At 47.9% G+C, this 13,144-nt stretch carries 12 protein-coding genes and 1 pseudogene; 4 read left to right on the plus strand and 9 right to left on the minus strand.

Features of this window, described 5'->3' with window-relative positions:
* Positions 1-66: 66 nt before the first annotated feature.
* The 8 genes and pseudogenes from QUB12_RS13875 to QUB12_RS13910 all read right to left on the minus strand — a co-directional run bounded on the left by QUB12_RS13875 (position 67) and on the right by QUB12_RS13910 (position 8,453).
* Positions 67-2,181: a serine/threonine-protein kinase gene (locus QUB12_RS13875; RefSeq protein WP_333300712.1), complete on the minus strand. Its 2,115-nt coding sequence runs from the start codon at positions 2,179-2,181 to the stop codon at positions 67-69.
* Between the two features lie 106 nt (positions 2,182-2,287).
* Positions 2,288-2,734 carry an SRPBCC family protein gene (locus QUB12_RS13880; RefSeq protein WP_015175311.1) on the minus strand — a complete coding sequence of 149 codons (447 nt, stop codon included), beginning with the start codon at positions 2,732-2,734 and terminating at the stop codon, positions 2,288-2,290.
* 193 nt (positions 2,735-2,927) lie between these two features.
* Positions 2,928-4,364 (minus strand): 9,9'-di-cis-zeta-carotene desaturase, encoded by a 1,437-nt coding sequence (gene zds, locus QUB12_RS13885; RefSeq protein WP_333307163.1) that lies wholly within the window; start codon positions 4,362-4,364, stop codon positions 2,928-2,930.
* 60 nt (positions 4,365-4,424) lie between these two features.
* Positions 4,425-4,643, minus strand: a complete 219-nt coding sequence (locus tag QUB12_RS13890) for a hypothetical protein (RefSeq protein WP_333143708.1) — start codon at positions 4,641-4,643, stop codon at positions 4,425-4,427.
* Positions 4,621-5,897: pseudogene (gene iscB / locus QUB12_RS13895) on the minus strand (RNA-guided endonuclease IscB). The gene QUB12_RS13890 and the pseudogene iscB overlap by 23 nt, the downstream one beginning before the upstream one ends.
* 239 nt (positions 5,898-6,136) lie before the next feature.
* Complete coding sequence (locus QUB12_RS13900; protein ID WP_333143707.1) at positions 6,137-6,403, minus strand: type II toxin-antitoxin system PemK/MazF family toxin; 267 nt, start codon at positions 6,401-6,403, stop codon at positions 6,137-6,139.
* A complete protein-coding gene (locus tag QUB12_RS13905) occupies positions 6,393-6,647 on the minus strand; it encodes a hypothetical protein (protein ID WP_333102672.1) in 255 nt (84 codons plus the stop codon). The genes QUB12_RS13900 and QUB12_RS13905 overlap by 11 nt, the downstream gene beginning before the upstream one ends.
* A gap of 153 nt (positions 6,648-6,800) precedes the next feature.
* Positions 6,801-8,453 (minus strand): DUF6930 domain-containing protein, encoded by a 1,653-nt coding sequence (locus tag QUB12_RS13910; protein ID WP_333307165.1) that lies wholly within the window; start codon positions 8,451-8,453, stop codon positions 6,801-6,803.
* Positions 8,454-8,698: 245 nt separating this feature from the next.
* Here QUB12_RS13910 and QUB12_RS13915 point away from each other — a divergent pair, with 245 nt between their 5' ends.
* From QUB12_RS13915 to QUB12_RS13925, 3 genes are all read left to right on the plus strand, one after another.
* Positions 8,699-9,052: a HesB/IscA family protein gene (locus tag QUB12_RS13915; protein WP_006632680.1), complete on the plus strand. Its 354-nt coding sequence runs from the start codon at positions 8,699-8,701 to the stop codon at positions 9,050-9,052.
* 125 nt (positions 9,053-9,177) lie between these two features.
* A complete protein-coding gene (locus QUB12_RS13920) occupies positions 9,178-9,594 on the plus strand; it encodes a tetratricopeptide repeat protein (RefSeq protein WP_333143705.1) in 417 nt (138 codons plus the stop codon).
* 196 nt (positions 9,595-9,790) lie between these two features.
* Positions 9,791-9,988, plus strand: a complete 198-nt coding sequence (locus QUB12_RS13925) for a hypothetical protein (RefSeq protein ID WP_172187588.1) — start codon at positions 9,791-9,793, stop codon at positions 9,986-9,988.
* 179 nt (positions 9,989-10,167) lie between these two features.
* On the opposite strand, the gene QUB12_RS13930 is transcribed toward QUB12_RS13925, so the two are convergent.
* Positions 10,168-11,799, minus strand: coding sequence for a DUF3352 domain-containing protein (locus QUB12_RS13930; RefSeq protein WP_333307167.1), 1,632 nt, complete (start codon positions 11,797-11,799; stop codon positions 10,168-10,170).
* 148 nt (positions 11,800-11,947) lie between these two features.
* Between QUB12_RS13930 and thyD the strand changes: the two genes are divergently transcribed.
* Complete coding sequence (gene thyD, locus QUB12_RS13935) at positions 11,948-12,874, plus strand: thylakoid membrane protein ThyD (RefSeq protein WP_333307169.1); 927 nt, start codon at positions 11,948-11,950, stop codon at positions 12,872-12,874.
* Positions 12,875-13,144: the final 270 nt, after the last annotated feature.

Consider the following 13,144-nt stretch of genomic DNA (forward strand, 5'->3'; position numbering starts at 1 on the left):
AGAACATTCGATCGCCTGTCAAGCATAAATATGAAATTTTTTAAGCAGGCACTCTTGACATCGCCCCTAATGCCCAATCCCCCGCCAAATTTTCACAGTTCGATCGCCCGCACCGCTAGCCAAACTCCCCCCATCAGCACTAAACGCCACCGACAAAACCTCCCCCCCGTGGCCCGTCAGAATTTCCAGCAAACCCCCCGTACCCGCATCCCACAAATAAATCGTGCCATCCCGACTCCCCGTCGCCAAAACCCGACCATCGGGACTCAACGCCACACACAAAACATCCCCAGAATTGTCCCTCATACTCCGCAGCAGCGTCCCTCGCCCCTGTGCATCCACCCGCCACAGCTTCGCCGTACCATCCCGACTCCCCGTCCCCAAAATCAATCCCTCTCCTACTCCCCCCCTTACCAAGGGGGGGCTGGGGGGGGTCTGACCGGCCAGGGAGTTGGGGGAACTCGCAGCAAAAACGATCGCCCGCACCCAATCCCCGTGCTCCGCCAGAGTACAAATCGATCGACCATTTTGCCAATCCCACAACTGCACAGTCTTGTCCCGACTCCCACTAGCCAAAAACTCCCCGCCAGAACTAAAAGCCACCGCCTCCACCCCGCCAGCGTGACCAGTCAAAGCCGACATCCGCCTTCCCTTATTCAAATTCCACAACTGCACAGTTTTGTCCCGACTGCCGCTAGCCAAAACCTGACCATCCCGACTAAACGCCACAGCAGAAACCCTGTCAGAATGACCAGCCAAAGCGTACCACCACTTACCCTTATTCAAATCCCAAATATGAATCATTTTGTCCCGGCCGCCACTAGCCAAAGTCGCGCCATCAGGACTAAACGCCACACAAGTCACCCAATCAGAATGACCCGTGAGAGTGTACCACCGCCTACCAGTCTCCAACTTCCACATCTCAATCGTCTTGTCCTCACTGCCGCTAGCTAAAGTCGCGCCATCAGGACTGAAAGCTACCGACGTAACAGCATTAGAATGCCCTACCAGAGTATGAACACACCTCCAAGTAGGCGCGCGTGCCGGTACAACCCGCTGCATCGGCGGCACAGGTAAAATGGTGCCTGCAACCGTTGGCGGCACTGCATTCTGCACCACAGGCGTCCTCTGCGGCACGGAAATTTTAGGCGCTGGTAGGGGCGGTGCCCCCGTGCCCGCCCCCGTGCCCGTCCCCGTGCCCGCCCCCGTGCCCGTCCCCGTGCCCGCCCCCGTGCCCGCCCCCGTGCCCGCCCCCGTGCCCGCCCCCGCCGACTGCTGCGGCTGCAAATCTTTCAATACCTCAGCTACAGATTTGTAGCGGCGGCTGAGACTCGATTCGATCATTTTGTCGAGGATGCGACTTAATTTCGGATCAATTGGAACCTTCAAAAAGTCTCGCCAAACCCAAGCATCTTGATTGATATCGAACAAATCAAAAGGAGATATTTGAGTCAGCAAATAAATGCAAGTTACTCCCAAACTGTACAAATCGCTGGCATAAACCGCTTGACCTCTAATTTGTTCCGGCGCCACAAATTCGGGAGAACCGATGACTGTACCGGTTTCTCTCAAACCCTCCACAAGTTTTGCAGCGCCAAAATCAACTAAAACTAACTCCCCAGTTAAGGTGGGGTAAGTATAAATGGTGGGAGTTTGAGAAAGGCGGCGGCGGATAATATTGGGGGGTTTAATATCTCGGTGAATTACACTGCGATCGTGCACGAACTGCAATACTGGCAATAAATCCTTCAGCAGACTGAGAATCTTACTTTCGCTGAAAGGCCCAGTCCGCGCCAACTCTTCCTGTAAATTCTGACCTTCTATAAATTCCTGTACCAAATACTGATAGCGTTCCTGCTGAAAGTGCGCCAGCAGTTCGGGAATTTGCGGGTGTTTCCCCAACTCGTCCAGCCGCACCGCTTCTCGGTTGAATAATTCTGCTGCTTTTTCGCTGCTGCTGGTACCTTGGGATAGCGGGAAAAACTGTTTAATTGCACAGCGCGGTTTTGAGGGTTTGTCTTGGTCTATTGCTAAAAAAGTGCGGCCAAAACCGCCGCGCCCAAGGGGTTTGATGGCGCGGTAACGCTCTCTGAGCAACAGTTTGGAGCCGCAATTCAGGCAGAATTGGGTACGATCGGCATTTTGCGGGTTTTGACAGGCGGGGTTTAGGCAATAACTCATAACTAAACCGAGAAGGAATCAGCAGCACATCTCTATGATACTGACGCCCAAGCGCGATCGACTCTCGCGTTACAATTAAAAACCAAAGGACTAAAGTCCTCAGAATTTAAGATGTGGCTTTCACTTTCAGAGCATACTCTTTAAACCTTTCCAAGTCAGCCTGAATTGTCGATTCAACCACGCGGCCCAGAAATAGGTTATCCATCAATTTTCCCAGCCAGCCGGGAATTCCGTAAGCCACTGTCAGCTTGACGATACTGCTGTCTTTGCGATCGTAAAATCTTACGGCACCTCGATTTGGTAAGCCGTCTACCGATTCCCACTGAATTATCTGATTCGGCACTAATTTGAGAATCCGAGAAAGCCAGCTAAATTCTAACCCGCCTGTTGCGAGTTTCCAGCGAGACAATTCTGGATCTTCTTCAAGAACATGAACAGATTCTATCCACTTCATCCAGCGTGGCATTTGCTCTAAATCTGACCAGAGTTGCCACGCTAATTCGATGGGAATTGCCACTTCTACTTGGACACTGTGTTCTAACCAATCAGTCATGGGATTTTAGATTTTAGATTTTAGATTTTAGATTGAAGAATTGTTTCTTTTTTTCTTGTTACCAGGCTCTGCCTGGTAACGCAGATCCAGAGGCTCCGCCTCACTTTTCCTCTCGAATACTGGAGGCGGAGCCTCCTGATAGGGATTCCCAGGCATAGCCTGGGAACGAGAGAAAACGAGAGAGAACTAATGACTAATGACTGTAAGCTTCGAGAATTGCCTTAGCCGCTTGATGGCCGGAAAGTGTCGCTCCTTCCATACTATCAATGTAGTCTTGCTGAGTGTAACTTCCTGCTAGAAAGAAATTGGCGATCGGAGTTTTTTGAGCAGGGCGGAAAACATCCATTCCCGGTGCTTCGCGATACAAAGATTGAGCTAGCTTCACTACACTGTACCAAGTCATGTTTAATTCCCGCGCTGAGGGAAATAAATCCTGAACTTGTTTGAGTACGTGTTGGGCGATCGCCTCATTGCTTTGTTTGATAAACGGATCTCCCGGTGTCAGCACCAACTGGAGCAGCGAACCTTGTCCTTCTTTATAATAATCCTTGGGACTTGCCAGCGCTAGGTCTGCAAAACAGGAAAAGTCTGCATCTGCTGAATACAGCAAATTATCGATTCCTACAGCGTGGCTCAACTGTTTGCGCTTGGCTTCGTCTTCCAGTTCCGTTACCCAACCGTCGAACCGCAATTGTACTGTAGCAACTGGCACCGCATCTAACTTATAAATGTTGTCAAATTCTGACCATTTGCGCCAAGCTGGGGGCAATATTTTCTGAATTCCTGGCACGTCGCAGGCGAAAACGTAAGCGTCTGCGGTAATATTTTCTTCTGTTTCGCCGTTGGCTACTACCAAGCCTGTTACGCGGGTTTCTTCGCCTTCTTCAAACTGAATTTCTCGGACTCTGCGCCGCGTGTAAATTTTTGCTCCTTTCTTTTCCAAATATTCCACAATTGGCTTGTGCAAATATTCGTTGGGAGAACCAGCCAGCATCCGCATGACAGAGGCTTCGGTTTTCGATGCAAAGAATTGAAAGATTGTCAACATACACCGGGCAGAAATATTTTCAGTGTCGATAAAACCCAGTGCGTAGGCGATCGGATTCCACATTCTTTTGAGCGAGTTTTGGTTGCCACCTTGGCTGCGGAACCAGTCAGCAAAGCTAATTTTATCCAAATCGCGGATAGTTTTCATCGCTCCTTCAAAGTCTATCAAACCCCGGACGATCGGGCTAGTTCCCAGGGCGATCGCATTTTGAATTTTGTCTTGTACGGATAGCTGGGATGTAGTAAAAAATGCCTTCAATCCGTGCAAAGGAGCACCCACGGGAAAGCGAAAATCCAAAGAACCAGTTTCGCCGCCTCGATTGATAAAAGTGTGGACGTGTTCTTTGAGGAGCAAATCGTCAAAAGCCCCCACTTTTTTCATCAGGGCAAATAAGTTATAATAGCAGCCGAAGAAGACGTGCAAACCCATTTCAACGTGATTGCCGTCTGGATCTACCCAACTGCCGACTTTGCCGCCGACAAAGGGGCGGGATTCAAAAATTTCTACTTCGTGGCCGGCTTCCACTAAATCGACTGCTGTGGTCATTCCAGCCAGTCCCGCACCTGCGATCGCAACCCGCATTTTACCTATCCTTTACAGTATTTTTACAAATTGTAACAAAATTTAGAATTTCCGAAACATTCAAAGTTCATAAATGCCGATCGACACTTGTACAGCCCTCTGAATTCTGGCTAGGACATCGGCACTAATTTGACCATAAGGGCCTTGTTCTAGGAATGTCTGCCGCAAAGCAGAAACGTTTTCACCAGAAAACGAGCGAGAAGCCCCTGGCTTTAGACATGGGGAGGAAAGCGGCTGCGACTTCAGTCGCCTTGAATTAAAATCCATAGGAATAGCCATCTTTTTTGTGAATAGATTTGCAATATTTATGACTAATTCCTGCTACTCTTCCCGTCGTTGTGGCGATGTCGAACGAACCGGATGCGCGGCAAAGAATTCGTCCCACATAGGTGCCGACCTTCTTGCCTGCTGTGACGGTAGCGCTGACAATATCGCCAGGCAAGAAAACCGAAATGGATTTGCTTTCTCGACTTGTGACGAATTGGGAAGCCAAACTTATCTGTGCCGCACATTTGTCGAGTACCGTGTCCTGCTGCCTTAATTAGCAGCGGTTGAGAAGTCAGCACTTTTAATTCTTCGACTTTGCCTACACTTGCAGCATCTAACCAGTGAGTTTTAGCTAAATTTAATCGAGTGCGGTTGAACTTTGTTAGACCACCACTGCCTGTAGAAACAAGCAAGCCATTCATACGAAGTCGGTTAAATAACGCCCAGCGAGTTGAATTGACTGCTGCTGCGTCTTTTAAAGACCGCTTTGCTTGAGATAGAATTCGCTTCAAAATTTCTGGCTTTTTGGAGAGGAATTGCTCAATATCTTGAGTTCCCTTCCGAGTATTACAATTTTCGCAAGCAAGGCAAAGATTAGAAATACGATTAGATCCGCCTTTGGCTTTAGGATGAATGTGTTCGACTTGTAGCGGTGTATCCGTAACTCCACAATACGCGCACTTCCTATCCCATTTATTCAACAAGTATTCGCGGATTTCGTAACCACATAAAACGCCTTGCTGGTACTCCAGTCCACTAATTTCTGGATTTTCTAGTCGTTGTAAGTCGAATCGCACAAGTTCTTGAGCAATAGAACTAATGGGAGCGACTTTCATTAATCTAGTTACCCATGTCAGGATTGTTTCGACACGATGTTGCAAGCTTGGAGCCAGCCATCCTTTAGGGCAAGTTCTATTTAGAAATCTAGCCTTTCGATAACGAGTATGGCGATTTCTCCTGGCTCTACGCAGTGAACGGCGAGACTCCAAACAGGCTTTAATTGATTGACCGGGCGTGAGTTAGTTCTGCACCAAAGATTACGTTTTCTCCTTCGACTAATGCAATGCCCGTGGTTTTGGAGCCAGGATCTATTTTAAGAGTGATGGGTTGTTGGGATACCGTTACCTCTACTTTGAGAATTAGCGTGAATGGATACCTTTTGAAAACAGCAGCTTTGCCAGTGGTTAGCAATTTACGAGCCATTCCTGGGCGGATTGGATTGAGCGGTCGTTTTTGGGTATCAAGTACAAAAACGAAATTAGACATAAAGTCCTCCATTGCTGGGTAAAGTTCGCTCCCTTGAATGTTTTATGAGCTTGTTGTGTCAAAAGCACTGGTTTAACCCCGTTAAGCCTGTTTAACTTTTGGCGATAGAGCGGAAAACTAGCGTCGCATTCTCCGGTATCATGACTCAAAAAACGGAGGTCTAATCCTGTCTCTGGTAAGGTTCGAGCTTTCTTCTTGAACCGCTCGGAACGAGCCGGACTTCCCAAAAGCCCCCGCTTTTAAGCGTGGGGTTCCTTACATACAGCTAGAGAATCAGCTTGCAATCCTCCCTCACCCACAGGAATCAAGACGCGAGTTGGATTTTCTACTCTTGCAAGGTTACTCGTGAAAGGAACAACAATGACAGAATCCGTAAACTCGTTGCGGATATCGGGAGAAACCACAACTACAGGTATTTTTTTGGTATCTCCTAACTGACGCAAAGCCCTTGAAAGATAAATCTCACCTTGGCGAGGATAAGTTTTTCCTGTTGAGTTAGAGTCCATCGCTGCTCCATGTTTCTTCTATCTGTTCCTCTACAAAATTAAACCACTCTTTTTCCTCCTCAATATCTTCTGGGCTGCGGTTTTGATAAAACTTCCGCAACTTATCTTCTATTTGCTTAGCGTACCAGAGACGGAGAGCTTGTTCGATCGCCTCCGTCCAATTATCAGTAAGTTGGTCTATTTTCTCCGCGAATTCAGCATCAAGGGCGACTAACACTTCTCGCTTTTGAGTAGAATTTGACATAATCATTTTCCTTGCTCATTCAAATAAAAAAAAATGACTGATGACGGTTGACTGCTGACTAATGTTATTGGTTATTAGCAGTCCAAAGCAATTAACAACTGCCAATTAACAACTGCCAACTGCCAACTGCCAACTGCCAACAGTCAACTAACTTCAAAACATCGGCATCAACTGAAGTGGGCCAATTCCCAAGTCTTTAGCAGACACCCAGCGCACCTCAAGCAAAGCGATCATATCCTTAAACTGAGGCTGACCGCGAGAAGCACCCATCAACCCTTTAGCAATAATCAAACCGCACCAACCGTTGGTTAATTTACAGCGGCGATCCCACTTCTTGCGAGCTTCCTGATGCACCGGATCGTCTTCATTAAACTCCCCAAATAAATACAACTCGCCATTTTTAGTTTGCAAAATACCCAAGTCGTATTGCTCATCCTGAAAAGGATTTTCGCCCGGATTAAAACCAATCCCCTTCACGCCTCCAGCTTCTTTCAAATCCTGAATCATAGTTTTTGCCTTCGGATGAGAAGTTTGGATCATCACCACCGGCAAACCATCTCCGGCGGTATTAATATCAACTTCTGCACCTTGGTGAAACTGGACACTTTGGCGCAGGAAATCTACCGTTTCCCAAGGTACGGCGCCGAGGCTCAAAAATGAATTTTGCGGCACCAAATCGTCCCGCAGCAGTGGTTTGTCAAATTCATCATCATCGTCATCATCGTCATCATCGTCATCGCCGAGCATCTGTAATAATTCGTCTGATACATCGGGCATCGTGGAAACTTTAACGGATACCTGTTGAATTTCTCCGTCAGGCTGCGGCACAGGGATGCGGTAGCGGCTGCTAAGAGTGGGAAAAGTGTCTGAACCCAATTTCCGGCGGCCGTTGCGGAAAAAACGATGAAATGCTTCGAGAGCAACTAACATCGTGAGGGCTTCTTCTTCGTAAAGGATCGATCGCAATCCTTCTAAAGGATGTAGGTTGCCGAAATTTGGTTCAATTTCCGATGGAGGCAAATCGGCTAAATCAATTTCGTCGTCGTCGTCGTCCTCATCAAGCTCTGCTGCACTTTCAAAGGTAACAAACAAACAGTCTTGCCCTAAAAAAGCCTGTTCTAAATCTTCAAAAGATTCATCGTTGACGACTCGTTCTCGAAACCGTTTCAAGGATTCTAGAGAACGGTAAAGTAAAACTCCGTAATCCATTCTGCCTTGCCCCAATACGGACACGTAGAGGCTGGCGACATCCCACTGATTGATTTCAATGGATATAATTTGGTGTTCGCTCAAAGTCCGCCACGGAGCATCTTGCCAAATTTGAGCAGCTTTTTCCATTAAAACTTCAGCATACTGAGGGGGCAACTCAGGAGGTCTGTTGATGGCGACCTCTTCCATGCCTCGAAATATTTCGTCAATTAAGGGCAATTCCGGCACGTAGTCAATGGAAATGCCTAAATCTTGAAGTACGCCCCGCAGATAAAATTGAATTTCTCGGTTTTTGACTACTATTTTTTGGGGGCGGACTGCGGGAGCCGGACTTTGGGGATGTTCCATTGCCCGTAGCAGGGCCCGGACGAGCGCCTCTGGGCCGGCATCTGGGCCTACCATGTCCATAGCCCTCACGACTCCTTCAGAGCCATCGACCCAGAGAATGCACTCGCCACCAGCTTCTAGAACGTCGTCGTCATCTAGCATCATGTGTGAGTCAGCATTAGATAAGGGTCGGCGATCGCCCTCCCACACGCTGGGAATTTGAGGTAAGTTTTGTAGCCGACGAAGAGTAGAGCGATTCAGCGCTGCCATAGAGTAAGCCCGTTGGGTGAAGCATTGTTGCGGTGCCGGTAGCCGGTCAACCGCTGCTTATCAATCATAAACCCTATAGGGGGAGAGGACATCAAGCTGGGGAACGAGGCCCCACGGGAATTAAAAATTAGAAGCTAAAAATTCGGCCTTCAGCATCTAACCTTATGCCTTCTGGCGAATGCCTGTACAATGGAGGGATAAGATTACACTCTTAGCATTAGACAATCTCAGGAGTTCGGCAAATTATGACTCAAGCCATTTCTGAAAAGCGCGGCATTCAAATGACGGACTCTGCTGTCCGTCAAGTTTTAGCTCTGAGAGAGAAACAAGGTAAAGACCTCTGCTTGCGGGTAGGGGTGCGCCAGGGCGGATGCTCTGGAATGTCCTACGTGATGGATTTCGCAGATCCCAGCACTGTCAAATCCGACGATGAAGTGTTCGACTACGATGGTTTTCAGGTAGTTTGCGATCGCAAGAGCATTCTTTATCTCTACGGTTTGGTTCTCGACTTCAGCGATGCTATGATCGGGGGCGGTTTTCAGTTTACTAACCCCAACGCCACTCAAACTTGCGGCTGTGGCAGTTCATTTTCTACATAAATCGGAAAATAGGGCATTGGGGATTGGTAATTGCTAATTGCTGAGAATGCCTCGGACTGCATTGCTGCGTCCCGCACCCAATGCTCTTTCCAATCTAAAATCTAAAATCTAAAATCTAAAATCGAATGACCCCTGAAGAATTGTTTAAAGACGGTTTCGATCGCTACCAAGCTGGCGAAGCCCCGGCTAATCTGATCCCCGTGTTTAAAGAAGTGTGCGAGAAAGCTCCTAAAAATGGCAATGCCTGGGCTAGCCTCGCGTGGCTTTACCTGTTGGAAAATAAACCTGCACCGGCTCAAAAAGCAGCGAAAACAGCCGTTAAATTGAACCCTCATGACCCCCAAGCTCGCATCAACCTAGCAGTAGCGATCCTCGATCTTAAAGAAAAAGGAGTGCGCCCCCACGTAGAAGTGGCTCAGCAATTAGTGATGGCTTCCGAAGAGTTGCTCGACGAAGTTAAAAAAAATTTTGAAGAAGGATTAAGCCGAAAACCCGACTGGAAGAGTCTCGCCCGCGTTAAACAGTGGCTTCTGGAGCCGTAACGGCGCAAACAAGTCGATTTTGGGGCGGGGATCGAGGAAATCGGCTTTGCGGTTTATTACGACATCGTAATAAATCAATAAATAACTTTATGGAAAACTCAGGAAGTCAGTGCTAGTATTTGAAAACTTAGACGATTGACAAACCCGCTCAGCGGTTTTCAGATTTTACTACGATAATACTAGGAGTTGTAAAAACATGAGCAATGACAGCCACGTTAACATCAAACCCGCAACCCGCAACCACAAAGGTTTCTTTATTCAGCCCGCTTCTTACAAATTGATGAGCATCGATAAATCCGGCTGGGCTTTGATTTGTATGGACAAAGCAGTTTGTCACTATGTAGATCCCGATGATTTGCAATTGCCGAATAAATCAGGAATGTCTGAAGGTTAATTCTAAAGTTTTGAGAGACTTTAAGATGCTTTATTTGAGTAGCTGCCCTCCCTGGAGAGGCAGCAACTTTTTTATTCATACAAAAGTCCGGCAACGCGCAGTGAATCGGGATTTAACGGATAGAAGGATAGAAGGAAGAATTACCAATTCCCGATTACCAATTACCGATTCCCAATTCCCTAATTGTTAGATTTCAAGGCAAAAAGCATCTCAAGCTGAGCAGTTGTCGGTTGTGTAGAAGCTGTGGCGACGCTAACTCCTCGGAGAGAATTGAGCAATTCAGCGACGGGCGGCGAAACTAAATTGGGCTGTACTGCGAGCAAATATTGGTTAGCCCAAGACATGGTTTTTTCCATATCTATGTAAAAGTAACCTTGGTTGACTTGCGGTAAAGAAGTGGCGATCGCCTGAAAACTCCGACTGCTGCTTAACGGTTGCGGTGGCGTCGAAGTAATCACATCAACTAAAGGCCCCCCGAAAGCTACAAACACAGAATTTTCATTCAGCCAACCGTGCCCGAATAAAGTGCCTTGCTGGGGTATTTTCCATTCCGTAACTTCTTTGCCCTCAACGGTTCTAGGGGCGACACTGACTGTAGCATTGCTTTTGGCGATCGCATCGAGTTTTTTCAGAGTTGCTTCTGCAGCAGGGCGATCGCTCGTTTCAAAAATCATCGCCGCCCCCATCCCCAACTGAGACAAAATCCCTTGATCCGAACCGATCGCCCCGATCGCAAATTCCCCATTCATCCAACCAAAAACATCTCGATCCGCATCCAAATCCAACCGCTTAAAACTACTCCTCACCTGCTGAACTCCCCTGTCAACTTCCGGGCTATCTTTTGCCTGGGCCGTCGCTTGCGACCAAATTTGATCTAGTCCCTTGCCGCCGACTAAAGCAATAGTTTCGTCGGGAAATCTGGGTAACAATTTCGATGGGACTTGTGGATTTTGCTGGACGAATTTAGGGTCTAACTGAGCGATAGTTTTTACCCTCAATCCCGCACTATCCGCCCCAATTCCCGCTACCAAAGACTTAACTTGTTTGAACTGCGAAAACACTGTCCAAGGCAACTGGATATCTGCGGGCAAATTAGCTTTCAATTGCTCAATGGCAGCAGCATAGTCAGCAATATAAACAGTTGCGATCGGATTCTTGACACCAGCACTCTCTGCAAAAAACTTAGTTGTGCTCTGCTGCGTAGCGAGAGAGGGTTCTCCTTTAAAAGTATCGATCGCCAATTCCACAGGCTTTCTCAAAGGAGCCATCACTAATTGGTCGTTCAGCAAAGCCACACTGTAGCGCTTGCCAGTTGGCTCTGCAATCTCAAAAATTTTAACTCCTTTATACTCGGTTTCTTGAGTAGTTGCACCGGGCTGAGATTTTAATTTATTCGCAAAATTCCAAGCGCTAATTTTATTTTTGACGCTGACTACAACCAGCAGTTTTGGAGGCTCTGTATTCGTCACAGCATCAGGGGGCAGCAAAGCGACCATTACCCCCCCCAGCCAAGGTTTTAAGTCCCTGTCAAAGTCAATTTGAGTGCCTGCCAAGCTTTGTTCTTGAAAGGTCTTCAAACCCTGACCGACCAACTTTTGAGCCCCAGACGTGCCAAATCGCTGTAACTCTGCCAGGGCTTGGGGATTGGGGGAGATAAACGCGGCCATCATTGCTTCGTCGGGTACAACTTTGGCGCTGTCTTGAGGGTTGGATACTTGTTGGCTCAAACCCTGGAAGTAAAAGTAGACCGCAGCGCTACCTGCTGCGGCGATGGAGGCAGCAATTAGAAGCTTTGATTTTTTTGCAGGCATGGTTTGTGTTCCTCGCGTCCCATATCAGTTTAATCAAAATACAGAAAGCTTGTGGGGAGGCGATCGGGCCGGCTCTCTCGTTTTGTATAATCAAAGACAAGTTTGGACGATCGTCTAAACTGCTAGAACTGTGCATTATTGGTAAAAGATGAAAGTAGCGATCGCGGGAGCAACAGGATTTGTAGGTAGCCGGCTGGTGGAGAAGCTGCAAGCTGCGGGACATCAAGTTGTGGTTTTGAGCAGGGATGCGGCGAAGGCTAGCCGAGTTTTTCCGGCTTCAGCTTATCCGAATTTGGAAGTTGTCGCCTACACTCCTGCGGAGTCTGGTGATTGGCAAAAGTCGCTCGCGGGCTGCGACGCTGTTGTCAATTTAGCAGGGGTCCCGATTGCGGAGGAAAGGTGGACGGAGGCGCGCCAGCAAGCAATTCTGGACAGTCGCACACTGACTACGGCAAAATTGGTCGAGGCGATCGTCAATGCTAATCCTAAACCATCGGTGTTTGTGAGTGCATCGGCGATCGGCTATTACGGAACCAGCGAAACCGCTGAGTTTGACGAAACTAGCCCTGCTGGAAACGATTTTTTAGCAGCAGTTTGCAAAGACTGGGAAGCAGCCGCCCAGCCTGCAAAAAATGCGGGAACGCGGCTAGCAATTGTGCGGCTGGGGATAGTTTTGGGAATGGGAGGCGCGTTGGCAAAAATGCTGCCACCTTTTAAACTATTTGCAGGCGGGCCGCTGGGCACTGGGAAACAGTGGTTTTCTTGGGTGCATCGCGAGGATGTGGTTGATTTAATTTTGTACGCTTTGCAAAATTCGCAAGTTGAAGGCGTTTTGAATGCGACAGCACCGAATCCCGTGCGGATGAATGAATTGTGTCAAACTTTAGGGGAAGTTTTAAAGCGGCCTTCTTGGTTGCCGGTGCCAGGTTTTGCTTTAGAAATGCTTTTGGGAGACGGGGCAAAACTTGTTTTGGAAGGGCAGAAAGTGTTGCCGAAACAAACTTTAGCTAGTGGTTTTCAATATCAATATCCCACGCTGAAATTAGCACTCGAAGATATTTTATCGGGAAGCTAGGAACCTAGGGAATAGAACCCGCCGAATAGAATTCGGGGCTAAACAAACAAAGTCCGAGCTGAGAGGGACTCAAACAAAATTCCTCGTTACCAGGCTCTGCTGATTGGTGACAACTTAAGACTGAAACCCATAATAAATGTCCCTTTTAGTCGAGTCTCGATCCCCCTAAATCCCCCTTAAGAAGGGGAGTAGGGGTTGACTTTGAGAAGAATCTTGTCCCCCCCTTATTAAGGGGGGTTAGGGGGGATCGAGACTTCGATACAAACAAAA

Source organism: Microcoleus sp. B7-D4, from assembly GCF_036705125.1.
GTDB lineage: Bacteria > Cyanobacteriota > Cyanobacteriia > Cyanobacteriales > Microcoleaceae > Microcoleus.